The sequence below is a fragment of the Streptomyces blattellae genome, from assembly GCF_009709555.1.
In the GTDB taxonomy this organism is placed as follows: domain Bacteria; phylum Actinomycetota; class Actinomycetes; order Streptomycetales; family Streptomycetaceae; genus Streptomyces; species Streptomyces blattellae.
This window is the reverse complement of sequence record NZ_WJBG01000226.1, coordinates 1-22,584: the sequence shown is the minus strand read 5'-3', so window position 1 is coordinate 22,584 and position 22,584 is coordinate 1. Positions and strand designations below refer to the sequence as shown.

Here is a 22,584-nt window from a genome sequence, read left to right as displayed (position 1 = left end):
TGAACCGCCCCGGCTCGAATGGAGACTCGATTTCGTGAAAGGATCGAGTCATGGCACGACCTTCCTCCTATCCGCTTGAGCTGCGCCGTCGCGCGGTGCGCATGGTCGCCGAAGTTCGCGGCGACTACCCGACCGAGTCCGCCGCGATCAAGGCCGTGGCCGAGAAACTGGGCATCGGCTCGAATGAGACGCTGCGCAAGTGGGTGCGGCAGGACCAGGTCGACTCCGGGCAGCGGCCGGGGACGACGACGGAGGAGTCCGCGCAGATCAAGGCGTTGAAGAGGGAGAACGCTGAACTCAAGCGGGCGAACGAGATCCTGAAGGCTGCGGCGAGTTTCTTCGCGGCCGAGCTCGACCGGCCACACCTGCGCTCGTAGCGTTCATCGACGAGCACCGGGACCGCTTCGGCGGTGTCGAGCCGATCTGCCGCGTGCTGTCCGAGCACGATTGCAAGATCGCCCCATCCACCTACTACGCCCACAAGAAACGACTCCAGAACCCGTCCGCGCGAACCGTGCGGGACGAGGAACTCAAGGAGCTGATCCAGGAGGTCTACACGTCCAACTTCCGTGTCTACGGGGCAAGGAAGATCTGGCGCGAGCTGAACCGCCAGGGCCACCGGGTGGCCCGCTGCACCGTCGAGCGGCTGATGCGCGAGATGGGCATCGCCGGCGCCGTGCGGGGCAAGAGAGTGATCACCACGATCCCCGACGAAACGGCCGACCGGGCACCGGACCGGGTGGACCGCAAGTTCGTCGCCGACGCACCGAACCGCTGCTGGGTCGCCGACTTCACGCATGTGGCCACGTGGGCGGGGGTCGTCTACGTCGCCTTCGTCGTGGACACCTTCTCCCGCCGCATCGTCGGCTGGTCCGCCTCCACCTCCAAAGAGACCCAACTCGTCCTGGATGCATTGGAGATGGGGCTTTGGCAGCGCGACCGTGAAGGCCGCCCCCACATCCCTGGCGAGCTGATTCATCACTCAGATGCGGGCAGCCAGTACACGTCGTTCAAGCTCGCCGAACACCTCGACGCCGCCGGCATCGCGGCCTCGATCGGCTCGGTCGGCGACGCCTACGACAACGCGCTGATGGAGTCGACGATCGGCCTGTACAAGACCGAGATCATCAAGCCCCGCCGCCCCTGGAAGACCCTGAGCGAGGTCGAGCTGGCTACCGCCGAATGGGTTGACTGGTACTGCCACCGCCGACTCCACGGTGAAATAGGCCACATCCCGCCCGTCGAATACGAGACCAACTACTACCTGGGAACCACGAAACACCAGGTCACAACAACCATCTGAGATCTCTATCGAACTCGGGGCGGTTCAGTGACAGTGTGGGTGCCAGCCGTGAAAAGGGGCAGGTGGTGGTTGTTCCGTAACCCGGTTCGGAACACCGTCACCCTGGTCGACGACCGTGCCCGCTCGCGACGCTGAGGGCGTGAACAGCGAGAACTTGCAGAAGCACTCCGAGACCCGGCTCCCGGTCGGTCAACTCGCCCACGACACGCGGCTGGAGAGGCGCGGGATCGTCATGGACCACCAGGATGAGCTCGTGTGGCTGCGCCCCGAGGGCGGTGGGACGGAGTGGACGGCCCGGCCCGGCGACGTGAAGCCGCTGAACGTCCGTGCGGATGCGGAGGCCCTGATGTGGGCGCGGGTGGCCCAGGCCAACGCCCGCAGCAGAGGGGAGGTTCTCTGAGCGATCCATCCGAAACTGTGGGGACAGCCCAGCAGGCTGCGCCCGACAGTCCAGATGCCACACCATGGCCACATGGCCTTCTCACCCAAGACCCGCGCCGCCATGGAGCACCCCGACATCAAGGAAGTCGCCGACCTGATCCGTCAGGCTGACGAGCTACGCGAAAAGATCGACGAACGCATTCACCACGTCCTCACCGCAGACGACATGCCGGCGAACCGCGTCGCCGCCCTCGCAGCCGTCACCGACCGGGACCGCAGCTCCCTGTACGAGGCCCGGGACCGCGTAGCCGATCGCCTCGCCAAACACACAGCCGCCCTGCGCATAGCCGTCGCCCGCCTCGATCCCGAAGCTCTGTCCAAGTTCGATGCGCACTGGACCGAGTCCATGGCACAGGCGCGCGACGAATTCAGCCTTCTCCCCGGCCGACACTTCATTGACCACTGGTGGGCATGGGTCGCCATCCATCGCCGGCCCGAGCGTGCCGCGCGTTTCCGTGATTGCGAACAGATCGTTGCCACCAGCGAAGACCGCGCCGCACGCCGAGCCGCCTCCGCCGAACTCGGCCGCATCCTCGCCGACGCGGAGGCCGACGCCGCGTGAGTGACTGGACCTGGGAGTACAGCCCCGCGCCCGCGACCGGACACCATCATCCGGCCGTGTCGGTGGTCAGCCGATGTTGGGGTCCGTGCCTACGAGGCCAGACAACAACTCGATGATCCGTGCGTTCGCCGCGCGCTGCTCGGTGATGAAGGAGTCGAGCTTCTGATCGAGGTTCCCGACCTGCAGTCGTACGGCGGTCAGGTCGCTCTTCACGATTCCGAACTCGCGGTCGGTCTTCTCAGCCCGCTCTTCGAAGCGACGGGTCAGGGCGGCGATCTCGGCCTGTGCGATCTCGTCTTCGGGCATCTCAGGTTCCCTCGTTTCGATGGTCGTTCCATTGCGTCGTCGGGCCTGGTCTGCCGCGTGACCACTCTACCGCTGGTGGAATGATGGAGTGACCGTCGCACTGCCCAGTGTGATCTGTACGCGACGCGTTGTCAGTGGGGCGTCCTAGAGTGTTCCGTGACACAGCTGTCGACGCGTGTGCCTGGGGATACCCGGGTGTGTGAACACGGCGGGACACGCACGGCGGAGAACGGGGAGCGGGGGCGGGGCGATGGCGCGGATCATCGAGAAGAGCGATGCGCAGAAGGCCACGGACGAGGCCTTCGTCAGGGGGATGGTCAAGGTCGATTGCCGACCCCGAGTCACAAGGCACGGCGGTGCGACACGGACTGCCCTCGGCTGACCCGACGAGCAGAGAGCCGCGCTTCGCTCCGGACGGAGGGGAAGCGTGGCTCTCTGGTTTAAAGAGGCCGCCGTCAGTAGGAGGAGCCCGACGCGCCCAGCGACCCCGTCGGGTGCCAGACCGTCTTCGTTTCCAGGAACGCTGTCATGCGGTCGATGCCCGGAGTCTCGGTGTAGTCCACAGGCTGTGGACGCAGGACGCGCTTGAGGTTGTCGGTCGCGGCGATCTCCAGTTCCTTTGCCAGGCCATCGTCGGTGTCGGCGCCCGCGAGGTCGATCGCGTTGACGTCCTGGTGGGCGGCGAGGGGGGTGGCGATTTCTGCCGTACGGCCGGAGAGGACGTTGACGACGCCGCCGGGGAGGTCGGACGTGGCCAGGACCTCGGCGAGGGAGAGGGCGGGGAGGGGGGACTTCTCGGATGCGACCACGACCGCCGTGTTGCCCGTCGCGATCACCGGGGCCAGCACCGAGACCAGGCCCAGGAACGACGACTCCTGGGGGGCCAGGATCGCCACTACGCCCGTTGGTTCGGGGGAGGAGAGGTTGAAGTACGGGCCTGCCACCGGGTTTCCGCCCCCCACCACCTGGGCGATCTTGTCGGTCCAGCCCGCGTACCAGACCCAGCGGTCGACCGTGGCGTCCACGACCACGGCCGCCTTCGATTTCGACAGGCCCTCCGCGTCGGCCACCTCGCGCACGAACTGGTCCCGGCGGCCCTCCAGCATCTCTGCCACGCGGTAGAGGATCTGGCCGCGGTTGTATGCCGTCGCCCCGGACCACGCCCCGAACGCCTTGCGGGCGGCGACCACCGCGTCACGGGCGTCCTTGCGGGACGACAGGGGTGCGTTCGCCAGCCACTTGGCCTTTGAGTCGGTCACCTCGTACACCCGGCCGCTCTCGGAACGCGGGAACTTCCCGCCGACGTACAGCTTGTAGGTCTTGAGCACACTCAAGCGATCAGACATCGAGGTACGCCTCCAGGCCGTGGCGGCCGCCCTCGCGGCCGAAGCCCGACTCCTTGTAGCCGCCGAAGGGCGAGGTCGGGTCGAACTTGTTGAACGTGTTGGACCAGATCACGCCCGCGCGCAGCTTGTTCGCGACGGCCAGGATGCGGGAGCCCTTCTCGGTCCAGATGCCGGCCGAGAGGCCGTACGGGGTGTTGTTGGCCTTGGCCACCGCCTCGTCCGGCGTGCGGAAGCTCAGGACCGACAGGACCGGGCCGAAGATCTCGTCGCGGGCGATCCGGTGCGCCTGGGTGACGTTCGTGAAGAGCGTCGGGGCGAACCAGTAGCCGGACGACGGGAGTTCACAGGCCGGGGACCAGCGCTCGGCGCCCTCCGCCTCGCCCTGCTCGACGAGTGAGCTGATGCGGGAGAGCTGTTCGGCCGAGTTGATCGCGCCGATGTCCGTGTTCTTGTCCAGCGGGTCGCCCAGGCGGAGCGTCGAGAGGCGGCGCTTCAGCGCGTCCAGCAGCTCCTCCTGGACGGACTCCTGCACCAGCAGCCGGCTGCCCGCGCAGCACACCTGGCCCTGGTTGAAGAAGATGCCGTTCACGATGCCCTCGACGGCCTGGTCGATCGGGGCGTCGTCGAAGACGATGTTCGCGCCCTTGCCGCCGAGTTCGAGGGTGAGCTTCTTGCGGGTGCCCGCGACGGTCTTCGCGATCTCCTTGCCGACCGCGGTGGAACCGGTGAACGCCACCTTGTTCACGTCCGGGTGGGCCACCAGGGACGCGCCCGTGTCGCCGTATCCCGGAAGGATGTTGACGACGCCCTTGGGCAGACCGGCCTGGCGGCAGATGTCCGCGAAGAACAGGGCGGAGAGCGGGGTCGTCTCGGCGGGCTTCAGCACCACCGTGTTGCCCGTCGCCAGCGCAGGGGCGATCTTCCACGCCAGCATCAGCAGCGGGAAGTTCCAGGGGATGACCTGGCCGGCGACGCCCAGCGGCCGGGGGGCGGCACCGAAGCCGGCGTGCTCCAGCTTGTCCGCCCAGCCCGCGTAGTAGAAGAAGTGCGCCGCTACGAGGGGGAGGTCGGCGTCCCTCGTCTCCTTGATGGGCTTGCCGTTGTCCAGGGTCTCCAGGACGGCGAGCTCGCGGGCGCGCTCCTGGATGATGCGGGCGATACGGAAGAGGTACTTCGCCCGCTCGGAACCGGGCAGCGCGGACCACTTCTCGAACGCCTTGCGGGCGGCCTTCACCGCACGGTCGACGTCCTCCGCACCGGCCTGGCCGACCTCGGAGAGGACCTCCTCGGTGGACGGGGAGACCGTCTTGAAGACCTTGCCGTCGGCCGCCTCCACGAACTCGCCGTCGATGAACAGGCCGTAGGACGGGGCGATGTCGACGATCGAGCGGGACTCGGGTGCGGGTGCGTACTCAAAAGCCATGATGGATCAGTCCACCGTCACGTAGTCGGGACCGGAGTAGCGGCCGGTGGCCAGCTTCTGACGCTGCATCAGCAGGTCGTTCAGGAGCGAGGACGCGCCGAAGCGGAACCAGTGGCTGTCCAGCCAGTCCTCCCCGGCGGTCTCGTTGACCAGGACCAGGAACTTGATCGCGTCCTTGGAGGTGCGGATGCCGCCCGCGGGCTTCACGCCGACCTGTACCCCGGTGGCGGTACGGAAGTCCCGTACGGCCTCCAGCATCAGCAGGGTGTTCGCGGGGGTCGCGTTGACGGCGACCTTGCCCGTCGACGTCTTGATGAAGTCGGCGCCCGCCAGCATGCCGAGCCAGCTCGCGCGCCGGATGTTGTCGTACGTCGACAGCTCGCCGGTCTCGAAGATGACCTTCAGGCGGGCGTGCGCCCCGCAGGCCTCCTTCACGGCGACGATCTCGTCGTACACCTTCATGTAGTTCCCCGCGAGGAAGGCCCCGCGGTCGATGACCATGTCGATCTCGTCGGCGCCCGCGGCGACGGCTTCCCGCACGTCGGCCAGCTTGACGCTCAGCGCCGCGCGGCCCGCCGGGAAGGCGGTGGCGACGGAGGCGACCTTGACCGTGGAGCCGGCGACGGCCTGCTTCGCGGCGGCCACCATGTCGGGGTAGACGCAGACCGCGGCCGTGGCGGGAGTCGTACGGTCGGTCGGGTCGGGCTGGACCGCCTTGGCGCCGAGCGCCCGGACCTTGCCCGGGGTGTCCGCGCCTTCCAGTGTGGTCAGGTCGACCATCGAGATGGCGAGGTCGATGGCGTACGCCTTCGCCGTCGTCTTGATGGAACGGGTACCGAGCGAGGCGGCACGCGCCTCCAGGCCGACCGCGTCGACGCCGGGCAGCCCATGGAGGAAGCGGCGCAGCGTGCTCTCGGAGGCCGCCACGTCCGTAAGGGTGTGTGCAGTGGTGGGCATGGTCACAAGACGAGCATATCTACGCGCGTAGCGGCTGTACACCCCGGAGAGGGGTTCCTTCTGGGAAAGGGTCGGGGAGGCTGGGAGAGCGTCGAAGAGGCTGGGAGAGGCTGGGAGAGGGGCGGAGAGGCTGGAGAGATGGGGAGATGGGGAGATGTCCGAGGTTGCTAACCCTCTTGCGCAACCCCCCGGTACTGGCAGGCGGAAACGCGCAGGTCAACCGTGCTGCGAAGGTGCCAACCCGTCTTGGTCACCCCTCGGCACTGGCGATAATCCGCGGCAGGCAGGCGCCGGGATGGTGCCCGTTGTGACATGACAACGGCCCCCGCCATGGGCGAGGGCCGATCACTCGGGGCCGGTGGGGGCGCGGGTCACCCGTGGCGCTTGGCGAACTCCACGAGACTGGCGAACCCCCCACGGGTCAGGGCCAGGTGCGGGCCGTTCGGGTCCTTGCTGTCACGGACCAGGAACTCACCAGTGGCCGCCGCGTGCTCCGGCGCCCACTCGATGCACTGGCCACCTTCGCCACCGCTGTACGTGCTCTTGACCCACCGCAGGGGTCGGGGGCCGTGCGTGCTGCTCATCTGGCGTACTCCTCCGCGATTTCTCGAATCAGAGCCAAGGACTCTTCAGGGTCGCGAGCGGAAGCCCGCAGACGCTCATACGTCGTGCGCGCGTTGTCTACCGCCGTAGCGGAGTCCGTCACGTGGCCCTGCCCCCTGCTCTCCGAGTACAGGACTGTTGCCCCGTCGTCTGGTGTAAGCAGGGTAAACGGTAGGGACGACGCAGGGGCACCCGCGTTGAAGCGAAGAACTTGAAGCGTGACGTGGGGGTTTCCTGCATCTGAGGCAAGGTGGCGGAGCTGGTCAGCCATGACGGCTCGGCTGCCTACTTCTGTTCGTAGCGTCGATTCGTGCAAGATCACCCACAGCAGGGGCGGGGCGTCGCGCTCCATGACCTCTCGACGGGCCAACCGGGCTTCAACCCTGGCCTTGATCTGGTCGTCAGCCTCGCGCGGGTGCGTGGCCCGGAACGTGGCTTCCGCGTAGGCCGGAGTCTGCAACATGCCCATGATCAGGGCGTTGGAGTAGTCCTCAACCCGGCTGGCCTGCTTCTCCAAGTTGATGTACGGCACGAACCAACCGGGGTGCCCGCGCTCGCTCACCCGAACCAGCAACCGGGCGAAGTAGCCGGACGTGTTGAAGAACCGGTCGCACCCTTCGGCGAAGTGCATCGACGGCAGTGCCTTGCCGTTCTTGACCTTGGACACGTACGGCTCTTTGTAGCCCGTGAAGTCGGCTAGCTCCCGCTGGGTGGCTCCCTTGTGGGCCAGGGCCGCTTCTACCTCACGCCCGAACCACTCAAGGCCATTCGCGGGCTCACCGTTCAGTTCGGGTGATGGTTCGGTCATCTGTTCAACTCCCATTCTTTCCAAGCGGTTTGGAAAGCCTTCCGACCTGTTGAGAGTACGTCGCGCTGGTGATGCTGGGAGTACACAACGTAAGTACCCGCCCCGCATGAGGGACGAACGACCAACGGCGTACGGAGTGGCAGGCATGACGACGGCAGGCAGGCAGCAGACGGCCCCGGACAAGGTCAGAGACGCTGAGCGGGTGCGCGACGAACTGCGCGACGCGCTCAAGGCGGCGGGGGTGCAACTGCCCTCCCTCGGGCTCGACGCCGCTTCCTGCGCCGGGCCTGATCCGCTCGCGTTGATCGACTTGGGGCGCTGCAACGTGGCGACGGCCCGCGCGCTCGCCGCCGCGCTCCGGTCGGACGTGGGCGAGCAGCAGGGGGCGGCGCGGTGACCCGGCGCGTGTTCCGCTACGTCCCGTTCACCATCGAGCAGGACGCGACGGCAGAGCCGGAGTACGAAGCGCGCTGCGTGTCCGGCGACGAATCCGAGTGCGGGGCCGAGTCCGGAACACACAGCGGCCCGGGGCCAGTCGAGGAGTGGCAGCGCAAGCACACGCAGGAGACCGGACATCGGCGCTACCGCCGGAACTTCGGCGACTACGCGGTCATGCAGCCCCTGGCGGAACTGGCCGAACTCGCGCGGGCGAGCGGGGGCACGGCGTGATGTTCGCTCCGGCCGTCGAGCGTCCGTGGCGTGATGCTTGGCCCCTGGTCGCGCAGGTCGGCGACGGTAACCCGTGGGTGACGGGGTCGTGTTGGCTGTACTGCCGTCGCGAGGGAGTGGCCGTGCTGTGGGTCGGCTCGGTGACCACGCCCGGCGCGACGGGGGACGTGTACGCCTGTGGCCCCTGCCTTGCTGAGCTTGACCACATAGTGCGTGTCCAGACGCACGGCCGGGACGGGATCACGAACCGCGCCGCTCAGTCCGCCACCCTCGCCGTACCCGTCCACGTGCCCCCGCCGCGCGCCCTGCCCGCGGACGGTTCCGGCGGCCGTCACCGGGCGCCCCGCCGGGGCCGCGACCTGTACGCCGCGGCCCTGCCCGCAGGGGTGGCGCGATGACCAAGACCAAGACGTGTGAGCACCGGCAGACCGAGAAACGAGACGGCAAGACCTACTGCCGGGACTGCAAACGACAGCTCTACCTGTGAAGACTCCGCCCCCTGCCGGGGATGACCTGTCAACTGGTTCTCCCACACCAACCCCCGGCAGGGGAGCGGGAACCACCCCCGCCCCGGTTGGATCATCCGCCCGTAACCCTTGGACAGGTCGAGCGCCGACCGGGGCGGGTCCTGCACCACAGCCACCGTATGAAGCGACCAAGGAGGAGACTTGCAAACGAGCCTCGCAGGTACAGAGACCACCGCACCGGCCCCGTGGGGGCTGCGCCGTATGGCTCCGCTGCGCAACGGTTCCCCCTCGCCGTGGCGGTACGCGGGCATCGACCCGGCCACGCAGACCGGCCGATGGGTCGGGGAGGACGGCGCGATGACGCCGGCCGAACTCGGCAAGCACGGTACGAGCGTGAACACCTACCCGCCCACGCAGGTCGGCAAGGACGGCAAGGTAGACAGCGACTCCGGCCACGACGCGACGCAGGACTAGGGGGTAGCGCCATGGACGGACGCCCGGTGCTGGTCTGCACGGAGTTCGAGGACGCGACCGCTGATCTGGTCATCGCGGAGTTGAACCGGCGCCGGGTGCCCGTCCTGCGGTTCGACCCGGGGCGCGACTTCCCGGCGCCCGTGGTGCTCGCCGCGCGCGTCGGGGCGGGCGGATGGGGCGGGCGGCTGACGGTCGGGGAGCGCACGGCAGACCTGTCCGCCGTGCGCGCCCTGTACCACCGTCGGCCGAGTCCGTACCCGACGGGTAGCGGTGAGCAGGCGGCCCGGTTCGGCGCGCAGGAGAACCGGCGCGGCCTGGGCGGAGTGCTGGGCGCGCTGCCGGGGTGCCTGTACCTGAGCCACCCGCAGGCCATCGCGCGGGCGGAGTACAAGCCCGCGCAGTTGTCCGCGGCGCTCCGGGCCGGGCTCACGGTCCCGGCCACCCTGATCACGAACGATCCGGTGGAGGCCAAGGCGTTCTGCGCCGCACAGCCGACCATCTACAAGCCGCTGCACGCGGGGGCGTACGAGGTCGAGGGCGAGCCCGCCGGAATCTGGGCCGCCCCGGTCGAGGCGGGCGAGGTAGACGGCGCGGTGAGCCACAGTGCGCACCTGTTCCAAGCGCAGGTGCCCAAGGTGGCGGATGTGCGCGCGGTCGTCGTCGGCGAGCAGGTGTTCAGCGCCCGGATCACCGCGCCGCCGGGGGTCGTGGACTGGAGAGCCGAGTACCAGAGCCTCACCTATGAGCCGGTCGCCTGCCCGGAGGAGATACGCGGGGCGCTGCTGCGGTTCCTCGCAGACTTCGGGCTGAACTTCGGCGCCTTCGACTTCGCCGTGACCACGGACGGCGCATGGTGGTTTCTGGAATGCAACCCCAACGGCCAATGGGCGTGGCTGGAAGACGCGGCCGGACTGCCGATCACACACGCAATCGCAGACCTGTTGGAGAACGGAGCGAGTCAGCATGAGTGACCCCCTGCCGTCGGAACACCTACGGTCCGACCTCGCGCGGCGCCTGTCCAAGGCTGGCGCCCTGCACAGCCCGGAATGGGAGGCGGCCGTCATGTCGGTGCCCCGCGAGGCGTTCCTCTCGCGCGGTTGGTTCGAGTACGAAGACGGCGGCTGGTACCGACCCGCGGCCGGAGACTCCGCGGAAGGACTCGCGCGGATCTACGAAGACGACACCCTCGTGACGCAGGTGGCCGGGGGCGTCTTCCCCGACCAGGTCGAGGGGCGCATCGCGGCGGCCCCCTCGTCGTCGTCCACCCTGCCGAGTCTGGTCGTGCGGATGCTCGAAGACCTGCGGGCGACCGAGGGGACGCGCGTTCTGGAGATCGGCACGGGCACGGGCTACTCAACCGCGCTGCTGTGCCATGTCGTCGGCGAGGACGACGTGACCACGGTCGAGGTCGACGCCGAGGTGTCCGCCCGCGCAGGGATCGCGCTCGCGGGCGCCGGGTACTGGCCTGCCCGCGTGGTCGGTGACGGACTGGCGGGCTACAAGGAGGGCAGCCCGTATGACCGCGTGATCGCCACGTGCGGCGTGCACACCGTGCCGGCTGACTGGCTCGCGCAGACCAGGCCCGGCGGTGAGGTCCTGGTCACGGTCGGCGGATGGATGCACGCATCCGAACTCGTACGGCTCACGGTCGCCGACGACGGCACGGCCAGCGGCCCGGTTCTCGGCGGACAGGTCTCGTTCATGCTGGCCCGTCCCCACCTTCCGCCCCCGCTGGGCATCCTGCCGAACCTCGGCGAGGGCGACGCGGTGCCTGCGGAGCTGGGCGCGGATGTGCTCGACGACTGGACCGCCCGGTTCGTCGCGCAGTTCGCCGCGCCGCGCGCGCAGCGGCTCACGCTGGAACGCGACGGCCGGACCGAACACGTCGTGATCGACGTGGACGCCGAGGCGTGGGCGGTCGTCTTCCAAGACGGCGGCCGGTGGATGGTCCGGCAGGGCGGCACGGCCCGTCTGTGGGACGAGATCACCGAGCACGTCACGCAGTGGCAGGCGGACGGGCGCCCGCCTGCCGACCGTATGCGGCTGCACGTCGGCCCCGACGGGCAGCGCCTCACCTGGGCTTAACCGCGGGCTGACAGCCTCCATACCGCCCCGTCCGTCCGTCGTTCCCCCGTGGCGGACGGGCGGGGCTTCCTTACGCGCTCGGGGTGGGTTCCTCCGGTGCCTGCTCGGGCTTCTGCTCGGCCACGTACGTACCGCGCCCCGACACCGCGTATACGAGACCTTCCTCGGTGAGCACGGCAATCGCCCGGCGGACGGTCGGGCGGGATAGGCCGTACTCGTCGGCGAGGGCGTTCTCGCTTGGCATGGCGCGGTTGGGTTTCCAGTCGCCTCGCTTCACGCGTGCGCGCAAGATCCCCGCGAGCTGCTGAAACGGCGCCTCTGGCGCGTCGCGCTCCACCTGGTCATCCGGCCCGTACTCCATGGGCCGACGGTATCCGGCCGACCGCCCCCTGCCACCTCCTGACAGGCTCATGCAGCCATTTACAGGCTTTTACAGGTAGGTCTAGGGTCGGCCACACAAGAAAGCCCCGGCAACGACGGGCTAGGTCGTCACCGGGGCGGAGCCCATCAGCTAATAGGGAGCTGACGAACATGGCCGACCTTATCGCGCGCGCCCTCGCGTGCCTGTGCTCGCTGCTGCTGCCCTCTCGGGGGAAGCACCGTGCCACCCCCGCCCCCGCGCCGGACGCGGTGCCCGCCCCTTCTCCGTGGCCCCGGCGCTCGCTGCCGGAGCACAAGAGCCCGTACGCCCGCGAGGCTGCCGAACGGCGCCCCTTCGTGGACACGATCAGCCCCGTACGGCCGTACGTGCTCGCGGAGCCTCGCAAGCGGCCGGACGACCCGAAGCGGCGGGCGCAGGCCGAACGACTGTGGGCGCTGGACATGGCGGCGCGCGGTATCGACGTGGGGCCGACCGTGATTCATGGCGTGCACGTCGGCGCCGGTACCCGCACGGTCCGGGTGGCGGTGGGAGCGTGAGCGCCGCTGTCTGCTGCCGCTGCGAGCGGCTGACCCTCGCCCCCGTCGCGGTGCGCTACGTCGAGCGGTCGAGCGGCCCCGGGTGGACGCTGTACGCCTGCCCCGACTGCGCGCCCCTGATTGCCCCCGGTCCCCTTCCCGCGGAGACCGCCCCGCCTCGGCGCGGCTGACTCGCTGCCGACCTCTGCCCCGTCCGGATCGTTCCGGGCGGGGCTTCGTCGTCCCCGGGGTGCGGCGGGGCGCGCTGCCCGGGTGGCTACGCGGCGGACAGCGGGGCGGCCTGCTGGTCGGCGAGGCGGGCGGCGACGGCGGAGCGCAGGGCGTTGCCGGGGTCGGCGGTGCCGTCGACCTCTCGGCGGAGTCCGGCGAGGGTTTCGCGTAGGCCGGGCTCGATGGCGTCGAGGTTGAGGCGGGCGCGCAGTGCGGCGCCCTGCTCGGCGGGCAGGCGGTCGGCGAGGGCGCGCTCGACCCTGTGCACAACGCGCGCCGGGTCGGGCTCGGTGAACTCGGCGCCCGCGAGGCCCTGCGGCTTGGTGTGCCGGGCTGCGAGGTAGGCCGGAAGTTCGGCGCGCAGCGCATACAGGGTGTCGGCGTCGGCCCCGTCGATGATGTCGGGCACGGTGCGGCCGGCGTCGAGCAGCGCGCGGGCGCGGTCCCATGCGCGGGCCTGCCGGGTCTCGGCGAGCAGTTGCTCGGCCGCGCCCCCTGCCGGAGCGGTGGCGCGGTCGGCGACGGTGCGTACCAGGGCGGCGGCCTGGTTGGCCTGCGCCTCGATGCGGTCGAGGTCGGCGGCGGCCTGCTCGCGGGCGGCGCGGGCCATGTCGGCGCGGCGCTTGTTGGTGGCTTCGTCGGTGAGGTCGGGGTCATGGAAGGTGTGGGCGGCGGCGAGGGCGTCGGACAGGCGGCGGCGCAGCGCGGCAAGATCGGTCTTGCGGGTCTCGGTGAGCCGGTGCACGGCGGCGCCTGCGTCGATGTGGTTCGGGCCGGTGAGGGTGAACATGGGCGGTCAAGTCCCTTCGGATCGTGGGGAGTTCAGTACGGGCGGACGCGCGGCGCGGTGCCGTCGGTGTCCGGGGCGGGGACGGTGGCGGGGCGCATCCCGTGTGTCTCGGCGTAGCGGCGCATGGCCTCGATCTCGGCGAGGTGGTCGGCGGGCGGCCCGTCGGGCGCGTCCTCCTCGGCGAACGGGGCGCCGGACTTGCGGGCCGTGTCGCGGATGTGGGCAAGCCATCGGGCGTTGTCCGTGTACAGGGTCCCGTCGACCCACCACGGGGCGGTGTGCACCATGCTGCGGTCGCCCATCACGGGGTATGTGCTGAGCGGGCCGGATCGGGCGTCGGGCGCGGTGACCTTGCGCCACGGGATACGGACGGCGGCGGGGGTGTCGTCGTCCCACTGGTCACGGTGAACGGTGGCGGTCGTCATGGCCGGGGGTCTCCTTGTCGGCGGTCGAGGTGGCGGGGCGTGGGCGGCGGCACGGGGGTCACGCCGGGGTGCGGCCGGTGAGGCGGTCGTACAGGGCGCGGTCCGTGGTGTAGACGCGCACGCGGTCGGCGTAGCTCATGGCGTCCAACTCCGCCGGGGTAGTCGGCAGGGTGAACGTGTCGGCCGGCGGGCGGGCGGCCTGCTCGGCCCATCGGCGGTAGGCGGGCGACACGTAGCCGCTCGGCTCGCCGCGCGGGCGCGGGGCGGCCTCGGCCTGGTGGTGGTTGTCGTCGGTGATGTGCTCGCGCGCGGTCACTTGGCGCCCCCTGTCCGCAGCTCGGCGAGCGCGGGAAGGTTCGGGCTCGCGTCGCGCCCACGGGCGGCCTGCTCGGTGAGCGGCGTACGGGCGAACGGCGGTTGGAAGTCGCCGGTTGGAATCTCGCGGAACTCGCGGTCGAGGTCGTCGAGCAGGACGGCGAGGCGCAGCCCCGTACCGGTGGCGCTGAGCGCCGTTCCGTCGGCGAGGCGGAGCGTGCGCGTGCCCCAACGGGCCATGGCGCCCGGGGCGGGGTGCTCGCCCCCACTGCTGTCGGGCACGTCGGCGGCGGCGAGCAGCCGGGACGCATCCGCAATGGCGGCGTTGAACGCCTCGGATGCCGTGACGAACGCCCGCACCGCGTCGCGGGCGTTCGCGTACGCGGCGGCGAGGGCGTCGGCGTCGAGGGGTCCGCCGGGTGCGGCCATGGCGGCGGCCTGGTCGAGGCGGGCGGCGCGCTGCCGCTCGGCCGCTTTGGCGGCGGCGCGGTCGGCCTTGCGGCGGGCGGCTTCGGCGCGGAGCTTGGCGAACCTGCCGAGTTCGCGGGCGTCGGCGAGCTGCTGCGCGGTGACCTGTTCGTCTCCGTCGCGTACGCGTTCCTCCAGTGCGGCGAGCAACTGCTCGGCCTCGGTGGCTTCCTGCTCGGCCTGCTCGACGGCGGGCGCGGCGGTGGTCGTGGTGGTCATGGTCGGGCGTCTCTCTGTCGGTGGTGTCGGTAGTGGTCGAGGGCGTCGGCATCGATCGCCCACACGCGCGCCCCGACACGCTCGGCGGACAGGCGGCCGTCGGCGATCAGGGCGCGGACGTGGCGGGGCGTGCAGCCCATCAGGGCGGCGGCCTCGGCCACGCACACCGTGCCCGACTGGCCGGGCGCGGTTCCGGTAGCGGCGGTGGAATCGAACGGCGCGGTGACGGAATCGAACGCGTCGGCGCGCTGTGCGGCCGTGTGCAGCGCGTACAGCAGACGGCGCACGCCGGGGGCCACTTCGCCCCCGTCGGCGCGCACACGGGCCGTGAGGTCGCGTACCAGGGCGCGCAGCACCTCACCCGCGACCGACGCGGGCACGATGACCGACCCATCGGCGCGCGTCAGCCGCTCGGTGTCCGGGTGGCTCACCCGTCGGCCCCCTCGGTCCCGTCGGCGCCCTCGTCGTCTTCGGCGCTGTGCAGCGACACGGGGCGGTGTTCGTCGTGGGCGGCGCACCACTCGGCGGCCACGGCGCGGATGGTGCGGCCCATCATCGACGTGTCGTCGTCAGGGTCGAGCATGGCCAGTGTGCGGACGATGTCCGGCGGGGGTTCGGTGACGTGCTGGCCGTGCAGGGCGAGGCCGTCGTGTACGGCGCCGAGAACGTCGAGGGTGGACAGGCGCACGGTGCGGCCGTCGGTGAGCCGGTGGGAGTGCATGAGGCGCCGGCCGTCGCGTCTCTTCTCGACGGCGAGCAGGCGGCGGGCGAGCGGGGGCGTGCGGCTCATCGGCGGCGGCCCTCCCTGTCGTCCTCGGCGGCTTCGAGGGCGGCGAGGCGCTGTTCGAGGTCGAGGGATTCACGCAGCGACAGGCAGGCGTCGAGCAGCGTTCGGGCGGCCTGTACGCGGTTACGTCCGTCGTCGTCGACCAGGGCGGCGCGCAGCGCGGTAACGGCCTCGGCGGCCCCGGCGGCGAGTTGCCCGACGGCGGTGCTCAGCAACTCGGTTCGCATGTCGCGGACTTCGAGGGCGAACGCGGGATCGGTGCACCAGCGTTCCACGGTGCGTGTGCTGACGCCTGCGGCCTTGGCGGCGGCACTGGTGGGCTCGCCTTGCGCGAGGGCGAAAACGGCGGCGGTGCGGCCTTTCACGGGGTGGGGTCCTTCCGGTCGGTCTACGCGCGCACGCGCGCGAGACAGGGAACGTCGCGGAGCGACAGAGGATGGGGGTTCGGGTTCGGCCCAGAGCGGCTGGCGGGGCCGGGGAGACGGTGAGTGTGTCCCGGCGGAGGTGTGGGGCCTGCGACTGTGTCCCGTTTGACCGTGTCCCCTATAGGGACACTGGGACACGGTCATACGGTCACTGGGGACCGTGGCCCGGATACGGTCGGGCGACGGTGGGCCACGGTTCTACGCTGCGTGGGCCTCGTCATCGGTGAACGCGCGTTTCAGCGTGTGGAGTTGGGCGCCCCGTGGTCCGGGGGTCATGGTCACGTTGCCCTCGTCGACCAGGGCGGCGAGCGCGCGGCGTACGGCGTCCTGCTTGCCAGGCACCCGGTCGAGCACTCCGCGGACGCTGAGCGGTTCGGGCGCGGCGGCGAGGGCGTCGGACACCTTGTGCATAAGCGCGGTCGGGCGGAACGGTCCCTCGCGCTCGATGGGGGCGGGCAGGGACGCGAGGGCGGACCCGTCGGGCTGTGGCTCGACCACGAAGTCACCGAACCAGTGCAGTGCGCCCCCGCTGCCAGGTAGCGCGTTGCGGCGGACTTGTCCGGGGCGGTCCTTGGCGACGCGTACGCGGGACTTGCCGGTCTGGCCGGGCGCAAGCGGGGTGATGTTCTCCAGCACGAACGCGCACCCGTTGAGGCCGGACAGCTTGTGCTGTGAGCCGGTGGCCCATCGGCCGCGGGTCTCGCGGTCCTTGTTGACGTGGTCGAGCAGCAGCACCGCGGGGCCATGCTCGGCGAGCCAGCGGGGCAGGATGCGCCAGAACCCGGCAACGTCCGTATCGTCCTTGGGCTTGAGGCCGAACAAGCCCATGGCTTCGGTGACTCCGTCGACCACGGCGAACGTGGTCGGCGCGGCGAGGTACGGGGCGAGGGCCGCGCGGCCGGCGTCGCCCATCGGCCCATCGGGGCGGAAGTAGTGAAACCGCTCGGCGATCACTTCGGCGGGGGTGCCGAGTGCGAGCAGACGGGCGACGATGCCGCCCTCTTCGTCCTCGAAATCGAGGTACACCACGGCGTTACCGAGAGCGAGTTCGGCCGCGGTGACGGTGAGCGCAAGCCATGTCTTCATGGCCTCGGGCTCGGCAAAGATGCTGTGCAGGCGGCCGGGGTAGAACATGCCCGCCCCGTCGTCCCGGCGCCCGATGGTCGGTGCGGGCGGCGTGTACTGGCCGGACAGCACCGGGGCGAGGTCGACACGCTGCCACGACGTAGCCGGGGCGGCGCCCTCGCCCGGTCCGTAGGGCGCGGGGGAAGCGTCCGCGGGGGTGTCGTCGGGCGGGGGCGGCGCGGTCAGCCAGTGCACCACCGGGTCAAGCGGCGCGGGCTCGCCCGGCGGGTCGGTTTCGGGGGTCACGGTCGGGTCTCTCCTGGGGGGCGGTTGTGCGGGAGGTCGAGGGGTTCGCCGCGCGGCCCAAGGTGGCGCCACCATCCGGGGCGGCCGGGGATGGCGACGGGCGGCCAACCGGGGGCGGCGGTCACATCGCGGGCGCGCGCACGGACGGCGCGGCGGGCGGTGAGTTCCGCGTGGGTCGGCCGGCGGGCGAGGGCGGGCGCGATGCGGCGGGCGTAGGCGTTGGCGTCCGCGGTGACGATGCGGAACCACTCCTCGGGGTCGTCGTCGGCGAGGCGGTCGAGCCATGCCTCGCGGGCGGTGCGGCGGCGCCACTGCTCGGCGGCGGTGACGACCGCGACCGCGCGGCGCGGGTCGGCGGCGCGTAGCGCGCACCATGCCGGACTGCCGTACTCGGGGACGTGGTCGACGTTGAGCGCGGTCACCTGGGCCGACGCCCACAGCGCCACGGGATCGTGTGCGGCCGTCTCGGGCGATGCCGGGGCCACTCGGGCACCAGGCGGCGCGGCGGGGCGCTGCGCGGTCCGTGGGGCGCTCATGGGGCGGCCCGTGCGGTGTCGAACCGGGCGGCGAGGTCGGCCTCGCTCCAACCCCGCCCGCGGCACCGGTCCACCTCGGCGGCGAACTGCGCGGGCGTGAGCCCGTACGTGCTCGGGCCGGGCGGCGCGGCGAGGCACAGCAGCGGGTCACGGTGCCCGCACGCGAGCGGGGGCAGGCGGTCGGCCGCACCGCGCCGCGCCCGCAGCGCCGGGGGTATGCCGGGGGTCGTCATGCCGCCGCGCTCCCCGATCCGGGGCGGCGCCCTCTCGCGGTGCCGGTATCGGCACCGGACGGGGCCGGGCGGGCGCGGAAGACCAGGCGCAGCCGCTCGCGCTGCCGCACGCTCAGCGGGGGCGCGGCGTCCACCAACGCCCGGATCTCGGCGGCGTAGTCGTCGGCGTGCTCGGTGCCGTTGGTCGGCGCGGTGTCGGTCACGGGTGGTGCCTCCAAAAGGGGTGCGGGCACGCGAAACGGCCACGAACCGCGGGGGTTCGTGGCCGTTCGGCGTACGGGTGTGGGTGTCGGGTCTACAGGTCGGATTTCCACGTGATGCGCACGCGGTCGGCGGGGCGCAGACGCTCGGCCGGAATGAGCGCGACCAACTTCTCAGCCGCGGATTCCGCGTCACACAGGCGGCACCACAGGCGCACCTCGTCGGCGGTGGGCGTACCGCGCCCGCGCTCGGCGTTGTTGACCTTGTGCGGGGGCCAGCCCGCGAGCTTGGCGAGCTGACGCTCGCCCATCCCGAGCAGCCCGTATCCGCGGCGCAGCTCGCGCAACCGTCGGCCGAGTTCCACGCGCGCCCGCTTGCGGGCCTCCATGTCGGCCTTGCCGGGCCGGTCGGCAAGGGTCGGCATCAAGGTCACGTCCATGAGTGCCTTGATCACCTCGCGCTGTTGCGCGACGGGGAGCGTTGGCCAGACCTCGGCGATATCGGGCCGGATCAGCCCGCGCAGTACCGGCGCGGTGCTGGCTTCCTCCGCCTGCCGTTCGAGGGCTTCCACCTCGGGCAACAACTGTGCCTCGATCCGCGCGGCCATGGTCACGGTCATTTCGCCCGTGGCGACCTTGTCGGCGGTCTCGTCGAGGGTGGCGCGCTTCTCGGCGGCCTCGGCGAGCCATGCGGCGATGCGCTCGGCCTGCTCGTCGTCGTCGGCGAGCAGTTCGACGGCATCCGGGCGTGACAACCGCTCGATGACCAGCGCCGTAACGCGCTTGTCAAGGGCCGTCTTGTCCATGGACACGCAATGCCCGTGGTGAACCTCGGTGCCCCGGCACGAGTAGCGCATACGCCGCTCACTCTGGCCGGGCTTCCTCTCCCGGTATCCGGCCGACAGCTTCCCGCCGCACGCCCCGCACACGGCAAGGCCGCTCATCAGGTGCTTGACCCCGCCCGGCTTGGTGGTCGTCCGCTCGGGCGCGCTCAGGCGCCGTACACAGGCGTAGAACGCCTGCCGGTCCTCGGCCGTCTTCAGAATCGCGGGCCACTCGGCATCCCCGATGATCACGCCATGGCGCACCCGCTTGCCGAGATAGCCGGGGTTGGTGACCATGGCGCGCAGCGTGTAACCGCGCCAGTAGCTACCGGTGTTGGTGCGCAGACCGCGCCGGTTGAACTCCCGGCACAGCCCCGTGACGGGCTCACCCGCCGCGATCCGGCGCACCGCCTCACGGACGATGGCGGCCTGATCCTCACGGAGCACGGAGCGTACGAACTCGCCCGTACGCGGGTCATACTCGCGCGCGTAGCCGTAGAGCTTGCGGCCGTTGGGCCGCCCCGCCGCGGCGCTCGCCTTCTTCCCGCGCAGTACGCGGTCACGGGTGATGCCGGACTCCCGCTCATCGAGCAGGGCGTCAAGGCCGGTGGTGAACCGGTCATCCGTACGTGACAGGTCGTACAAGCGGCCCTTGTAGCACCACTGCACGCCGTTGCCCTCGGCGATCTCCCGAAGCCTGAGATACGCCTCAAGGTCACGTTGTGCCCGCGACGACTCCCACGTCATGAGGACGTCGGCCTTACCGGCGCGCAGGAACTCGACCAGCCGGGCGTAGTTCTTGCGTTCCTTGGTCGTACCGCGAGGCGCTGCGGTCGTTGTCCTCGAAGACCTCGACAAGCTGCCAACCGCGGTGCTCGCACTCCCGCTTGCACTCGGCGACCTGATCGGCGACGGACTTACCGCGGTTGTTCGGGTCGCTTGACACCCGCGCGTAGATCACCGCGCGCAGCACCGTGCGGCCGGTCACGGTCACGGTCCCGGCGGTCAGCGCGGTTTCCGTCGCGCGCTCCAACAGGGCGGAACGGCTCACAGCACACCCCCCGCCTTGCGCGCCCGGATCACCAGAGACGCGAGAGTCGCGACGGTCGGGGAGTCCCAACCGGCAAGCCATTCGATGATGCGGCGGTCGTACTCGCCCAGCTCGACGCCCTCGAACGCCTCGGCGAGCGCGGCGCGGTACTCGGTCTCACCGGACAGTGCCGACCACGGGGCCGACTCGATCGGGCCGGCGGGTATCGCCGACTTCCTGTCGTCCGCGTCTGCGCGGTCGATAGCCTTACGCATGGGTCCTCGCCCTCCTACACAGGGTGTGGATCAAGGCCCCGTGTTGGTGGTGGTGCACCGGGCGGGGCCGCTCCGTACATGGGTGTTGCGCAGGCATCTTGGCTGTAAAGAGGCACGGGGAGCCCCGTCACCCCGCTGAGGCAGAATCAGGGCATGACCACCCCGGACTCCGAGTACAAGGACCGCGTCTTCCGATCCTCCGCCGGCATCGCAGGCGGCGTCGTCCTGCTCGGCCTCGTCGCCTGGCTCGGCATCGACGCCCTGGTCCAGGGCGACGGCCGTACGCCCTGGCTGGCCCTCGCGACGATGATCCTCGTCGTCCCGCTGATCGTCGCCTTCACCGTGCGCCCCGCCGTGTACGCGAACGCGGACCGCCTGCGCATCCGCAACCCCTTCCGCGTGATCGTGCTGCCGTGGGAGCAGGTCGCCTCGTTGCGCTCGGGCTACTCGAACGAGGTCGTCGACCGGTCCGGCACCAAGTTCCAGCTCTGGGCCATTCCGGTCTCGCTGCGCGCCCGCAAGAGGGCGGCCCGGCGCGAGGCTCGCGCGATGGCGAGCGGCGAGGACAGCGCGCAGCGCCTTGCGCGGGGCGGTTTCGGTTCCGTGCCGGACGGGCCGACCCGGTCTGCGGGCGACCAGGCGATGGACGATCTGCGTGAGCTGCAGGAGGCCCGGGAGGCGGCGGAGACCGCGCAGGGCGAGGGGGTGGTCGTGCGCTGGGCGTACGAGGTCTTGGGGCCTGCGGCGACCGGGGTGGTGCTGGTGGCGATTCTGGTGGCGGTGGGCTGACGGGCGAGCCCGTTGGTGACGAACCACCCGTCGGTGACGAACCGGTCGTCGGCATGTCCGGCGGATCCTCGCCCGATCCGTCGTCGAAGGCGCCTTGTCGTCGCGTCGCCGTCAGCTCGGCCGCGGGGAGGCCTCGATGAGGGAGAAGGTGTTCGGGGCGGGGAGCGAAGTGATGGACGGCGCGGTGAAGCCGGCCTGTTCACACAGGACGGTGAAGTCCTCTTGGGTGCGTTCCCGGCCGCCCAGGTTCACCAGCATGTTGAGATCGCTGAGGTACCAGCCCGCCACCGCCAGGTCCACCGTCGAGGGCAGCACCGTCTCGACGATCAGCACCCGGCCGTCTACGGGGAGAACGTCGCGGCAGTTCCTGAGGATCGTCACGCACTGCTCGTCGTTCCAGTCGTGGATCACGCTCTTGAGGAGGTAGAGGTCGCCGCCCTCCGGCACGGAGGCGAAGAAGTCACCGGTCACCGCCGAGAAACGGTCGGCCACGCCTGCCCGCTCCATCGTTTCGGCGGCCTGGGCGAGGCCGTGCGACGTGTCGTGGACGATCCCTCGCAAGGACGGGAACGCGCGCAGCACCGCGGCCAGGAGCGTGCCGTCTCCTCCCCCCACGTCCACCACCGTTCGGTACCGCCCGAAGTCGTAGCAGTCGGGCAGCACGGCCGCCGTTGCCCGGGCGGCCTCGCTCATCGAAGCGTTGAACTCGGCGGATAGCTCGGGCAGTTCCTCCAGGCGCTCGAAGAAGCCCTTGCCGAAGACGTGCGGGAACGCAGGCTCCCCGCTGCGTACGGCTCCCGGCAGATCCTCCCAGGCGCGGACCATCTGCGGATCGGTGAAGACCTTCGCCAGCATCGCGTGGGAGCCGGAATGCCCGGTCCCCAGCAGACCGCCGGCCGACGTGGCACGGAAGAAGCCCGGCCGGGGCTCGATGAGCAGTTCCAGTCCCGCCATGGCCCGCAACAGCCGCAGCATGGCCTGCGGCTGAGCCCCGCAGTCGGCCGCGACCTCTTCGGCGGCACGTTCGCCATCCCCCAGGGCGTCCACGACTCCTAACCGCGCGGCCGTGCCGACGGTCTGGGCCGCCATGGTGCCGAAGATCAGCCTCATCAGGTATCGCCGGTCCGTCTCGTCCACGGCCGGTCGCGCACCGTTTCCCTCGGCTGCCGTCATGCCTGCTCCTCTCTTAGGTTAGGTAAGCCTTACTCAGGCTGCCGGCACGGTCAAGGGACGCAGCGCCGACCACGCCGACCGCCTTCCATGAAGAAGGCACAGGCCAGGCTGTCGCGGTACGACCGCATGATGGCCCGCCGCAAGCCGACGAA

34 protein-coding genes are annotated in these 22,584 nt (G+C 70.8%); 12 read left to right on the top strand and 22 right to left on the bottom strand.

Annotation, left to right across the window (positions count from 1 at the left end; translation table 11 throughout):
• Positions 1-50: 50 nt before the first annotated feature.
• The 3 genes from GFH49_RS33120 (at position 51) to GFH49_RS33110 (ending at position 2,306) form a co-directional block, all read left to right on the top strand.
• Positions 51-1,303 (top strand): IS3 family transposase gene (locus GFH49_RS33120; protein ID WP_230396121.1). Its coding sequence is split into 2 segments (ribosomal slippage): positions 51-333 and positions 333-1,303, totalling 1,254 coding nucleotides; the frame shifts between segments, so codons are not numbered across the junction.
• A gap of 139 nt (positions 1,304-1,442) precedes the next feature.
• The gene (locus tag GFH49_RS33115) at positions 1,443-1,703 is read left to right on the top strand and encodes a hypothetical protein (RefSeq protein ID WP_155059753.1); all 261 of its coding nucleotides are present in this window, start codon (positions 1,443-1,445) and stop codon (positions 1,701-1,703) included.
• A gap of 102 nt (positions 1,704-1,805) precedes the next feature.
• On the top strand, positions 1,806-2,306 hold the full coding sequence (locus GFH49_RS33110; RefSeq protein WP_230396637.1) for a DUF6247 family protein: 501 nt from the start codon (positions 1,806-1,808) through the stop codon (positions 2,304-2,306).
• Positions 2,307-2,372: 66 nt separating this feature from the next.
• On the opposite strand, the gene GFH49_RS33105 is transcribed toward GFH49_RS33110, so the two are convergent.
• The 6 genes from GFH49_RS33105 to GFH49_RS33080 all read right to left on the bottom strand — a co-directional run bounded on the left by GFH49_RS33105 (position 2,373) and on the right by GFH49_RS33080 (position 7,749).
• Positions 2,373-2,612, bottom strand: a complete 240-nt coding sequence (locus tag GFH49_RS33105; protein WP_155059752.1) for a hypothetical protein — start codon at positions 2,610-2,612, stop codon at positions 2,373-2,375.
• Positions 2,613-3,067: 455 nt separating this feature from the next.
• Positions 3,068-3,958 carry an aldehyde dehydrogenase family protein gene (locus tag GFH49_RS33100; RefSeq protein WP_155059751.1) on the bottom strand — a complete coding sequence of 297 codons (891 nt, stop codon included), beginning with the start codon at positions 3,956-3,958 and terminating at the stop codon, positions 3,068-3,070.
• Positions 3,951-5,381: an aldehyde dehydrogenase family protein gene (locus tag GFH49_RS33095; protein WP_155059750.1), complete on the bottom strand. Its 1,431-nt coding sequence runs from the start codon at positions 5,379-5,381 to the stop codon at positions 3,951-3,953. Before GFH49_RS33095 ends, GFH49_RS33100 begins: the two co-directional genes overlap by 8 nt.
• Before the next feature lie 6 nt (positions 5,382-5,387).
• Entirely contained in the window at positions 5,388-6,338 is a 951-nt protein-coding gene (gene deoC / locus GFH49_RS33090; protein ID WP_155059749.1) for a deoxyribose-phosphate aldolase, read from the bottom strand.
• A 371-nt stretch (positions 6,339-6,709) separates the two neighbouring features.
• Positions 6,710-6,922 (bottom strand): DUF397 domain-containing protein, encoded by a 213-nt coding sequence (locus GFH49_RS33085; RefSeq protein WP_155059748.1) that lies wholly within the window; start codon positions 6,920-6,922, stop codon positions 6,710-6,712.
• Entirely contained in the window at positions 6,919-7,749 is an 831-nt protein-coding gene (locus GFH49_RS33080; RefSeq protein WP_155059747.1) for a helix-turn-helix domain-containing protein, read from the bottom strand. Before GFH49_RS33080 ends, GFH49_RS33085 begins: the two co-directional genes overlap by 4 nt.
• A 145-nt stretch (positions 7,750-7,894) precedes the next feature.
• On the opposite strand from GFH49_RS33080, the gene GFH49_RS33075 reads away from it, so the two are divergent.
• From GFH49_RS33075 to tgmC, 6 genes are all read left to right on the top strand, one after another.
• A complete protein-coding gene (locus GFH49_RS33075) occupies positions 7,895-8,146 on the top strand; it encodes a hypothetical protein (RefSeq protein WP_155059746.1) in 252 nt (83 codons plus the stop codon).
• Complete coding sequence (locus GFH49_RS33070) at positions 8,143-8,418, top strand: DUF7848 domain-containing protein (protein ID WP_155059745.1); 276 nt, start codon at positions 8,143-8,145, stop codon at positions 8,416-8,418. The genes GFH49_RS33075 and GFH49_RS33070 overlap by 4 nt, the downstream gene beginning before the upstream one ends.
• 122 nt (positions 8,419-8,540) lie before the next feature.
• A complete protein-coding gene (locus tag GFH49_RS40730; RefSeq protein ID WP_230396636.1) occupies positions 8,541-8,816 on the top strand; it encodes a hypothetical protein in 276 nt (91 codons plus the stop codon).
• A 270-nt stretch (positions 8,817-9,086) separates the two neighbouring features.
• Positions 9,087-9,359 carry a putative ATP-grasp-modified RiPP gene (tgmA, locus tag GFH49_RS33060; RefSeq protein WP_230396635.1) on the top strand — a complete coding sequence of 91 codons (273 nt, stop codon included), beginning with the start codon at positions 9,087-9,089 and terminating at the stop codon, positions 9,357-9,359.
• Positions 9,360-9,370: 11 nt separating this feature from the next.
• Entirely contained in the window at positions 9,371-10,330 is a 960-nt protein-coding gene (tgmB, locus tag GFH49_RS33055; RefSeq protein ID WP_155059744.1) for an ATP-grasp ribosomal peptide maturase, read from the top strand.
• A complete protein-coding gene (tgmC, locus tag GFH49_RS33050; RefSeq protein ID WP_155059743.1) occupies positions 10,323-11,444 on the top strand; it encodes an ATP-grasp peptide maturase system methyltransferase in 1,122 nt (373 codons plus the stop codon). Before tgmB ends, tgmC begins: the two co-directional genes overlap by 8 nt.
• A 70-nt stretch (positions 11,445-11,514) precedes the next feature.
• On the opposite strand, the gene GFH49_RS33045 is transcribed toward tgmC, so the two are convergent.
• Positions 11,515-11,805: a GntR family transcriptional regulator gene (locus tag GFH49_RS33045; RefSeq protein ID WP_155059742.1), complete on the bottom strand. Its 291-nt coding sequence runs from the start codon at positions 11,803-11,805 to the stop codon at positions 11,515-11,517.
• 170 nt (positions 11,806-11,975) lie between these two features.
• Between GFH49_RS33045 and GFH49_RS40725 the strand changes: the two genes are divergently transcribed.
• Both GFH49_RS40725 and GFH49_RS39555 read left to right on the top strand, forming a co-directional pair.
• A complete protein-coding gene (locus tag GFH49_RS40725) occupies positions 11,976-12,362 on the top strand; it encodes a hypothetical protein (RefSeq protein WP_230396634.1) in 387 nt (128 codons plus the stop codon).
• A complete protein-coding gene (locus GFH49_RS39555; RefSeq protein WP_196218202.1) occupies positions 12,359-12,532 on the top strand; it encodes a hypothetical protein in 174 nt (57 codons plus the stop codon). Before GFH49_RS40725 ends, GFH49_RS39555 begins: the two co-directional genes overlap by 4 nt.
• Before the next feature lie 86 nt (positions 12,533-12,618).
• On the opposite strand, the gene GFH49_RS33035 is transcribed toward GFH49_RS39555, so the two are convergent.
• The 14 genes from GFH49_RS33035 to GFH49_RS32970 form a co-directional block, all read right to left on the bottom strand.
• Positions 12,619-13,362, bottom strand: coding sequence for a hypothetical protein (locus GFH49_RS33035; protein WP_155059741.1), 744 nt, complete (start codon positions 13,360-13,362; stop codon positions 12,619-12,621).
• A 32-nt stretch (positions 13,363-13,394) separates the two neighbouring features.
• A complete protein-coding gene (locus GFH49_RS33030) occupies positions 13,395-13,787 on the bottom strand; it encodes a hypothetical protein (RefSeq protein WP_155059740.1) in 393 nt (130 codons plus the stop codon).
• Positions 13,788-13,845: 58 nt separating this feature from the next.
• Positions 13,846-14,103, bottom strand: a complete 258-nt coding sequence (locus GFH49_RS33025) for a hypothetical protein (protein ID WP_155059739.1) — start codon at positions 14,101-14,103, stop codon at positions 13,846-13,848.
• On the bottom strand, positions 14,100-14,789 hold the full coding sequence (locus GFH49_RS33020) for a hypothetical protein (RefSeq protein ID WP_155059738.1): 690 nt from the start codon (positions 14,787-14,789) through the stop codon (positions 14,100-14,102). Before GFH49_RS33020 ends, GFH49_RS33025 begins: the two co-directional genes overlap by 4 nt.
• Positions 14,786-15,220, bottom strand: coding sequence for an excisionase family DNA-binding protein (locus GFH49_RS33015; protein ID WP_155059737.1), 435 nt, complete (start codon positions 15,218-15,220; stop codon positions 14,786-14,788). Before GFH49_RS33015 ends, GFH49_RS33020 begins: the two co-directional genes overlap by 4 nt.
• A complete protein-coding gene (locus tag GFH49_RS33010) occupies positions 15,217-15,579 on the bottom strand; it encodes a hypothetical protein (RefSeq protein WP_155059736.1) in 363 nt (120 codons plus the stop codon). Before GFH49_RS33010 ends, GFH49_RS33015 begins: the two co-directional genes overlap by 4 nt.
• Entirely contained in the window at positions 15,576-15,941 is a 366-nt protein-coding gene (locus GFH49_RS33005; RefSeq protein WP_155059735.1) for a hypothetical protein, read from the bottom strand. The genes GFH49_RS33010 and GFH49_RS33005 overlap by 4 nt, the downstream gene beginning before the upstream one ends.
• 258 nt (positions 15,942-16,199) lie before the next feature.
• A complete protein-coding gene (locus GFH49_RS33000) occupies positions 16,200-17,372 on the bottom strand; it encodes an AAA family ATPase (RefSeq protein ID WP_155059734.1) in 1,173 nt (390 codons plus the stop codon).
• Positions 17,369-17,908, bottom strand: a complete 540-nt coding sequence (locus tag GFH49_RS32995; protein WP_155059733.1) for a DUF2742 domain-containing protein — start codon at positions 17,906-17,908, stop codon at positions 17,369-17,371. Before GFH49_RS32995 ends, GFH49_RS33000 begins: the two co-directional genes overlap by 4 nt.
• Positions 17,905-18,141 carry a hypothetical protein gene (locus GFH49_RS32990; protein WP_155059732.1) on the bottom strand — a complete coding sequence of 79 codons (237 nt, stop codon included), beginning with the start codon at positions 18,139-18,141 and terminating at the stop codon, positions 17,905-17,907. Before GFH49_RS32990 ends, GFH49_RS32995 begins: the two co-directional genes overlap by 4 nt.
• The gene (locus GFH49_RS32985) at positions 18,138-18,344 is read right to left on the bottom strand and encodes a hypothetical protein (protein WP_155059731.1); all 207 of its coding nucleotides are present in this window, start codon (positions 18,342-18,344) and stop codon (positions 18,138-18,140) included. Before GFH49_RS32985 ends, GFH49_RS32990 begins: the two co-directional genes overlap by 4 nt.
• 92 nt (positions 18,345-18,436) lie before the next feature.
• Positions 18,437-20,023: a recombinase family protein gene (locus GFH49_RS41095; RefSeq protein ID WP_155059730.1), complete on the bottom strand. Its 1,587-nt coding sequence runs from the start codon at positions 20,021-20,023 to the stop codon at positions 18,437-18,439.
• Positions 19,926-20,216, bottom strand: a complete 291-nt coding sequence (locus GFH49_RS41090) for a recombinase family protein (protein WP_196218201.1) — start codon at positions 20,214-20,216, stop codon at positions 19,926-19,928. Before GFH49_RS41090 ends, GFH49_RS41095 begins: the two co-directional genes overlap by 98 nt.
• Positions 20,213-20,470, bottom strand: a complete 258-nt coding sequence (locus GFH49_RS32970) for a hypothetical protein (protein WP_155059728.1) — start codon at positions 20,468-20,470, stop codon at positions 20,213-20,215. The genes GFH49_RS41090 and GFH49_RS32970 overlap by 4 nt, the downstream gene beginning before the upstream one ends.
• A gap of 153 nt (positions 20,471-20,623) precedes the next feature.
• On the opposite strand from GFH49_RS32970, the gene GFH49_RS32965 reads away from it, so the two are divergent.
• Positions 20,624-21,259, top strand: coding sequence for a PH domain-containing protein (locus tag GFH49_RS32965; RefSeq protein ID WP_155059727.1), 636 nt, complete (start codon positions 20,624-20,626; stop codon positions 21,257-21,259).
• Between the two features lie 111 nt (positions 21,260-21,370).
• Here GFH49_RS32965 and GFH49_RS32960 read toward each other — a convergent pair whose 3' ends face one another.
• Complete coding sequence (locus tag GFH49_RS32960; protein WP_155059726.1) at positions 21,371-22,432, bottom strand: methyltransferase; 1,062 nt, start codon at positions 22,430-22,432, stop codon at positions 21,371-21,373.
• Between the last annotated feature and the right edge of the window lie 152 nt (positions 22,433-22,584).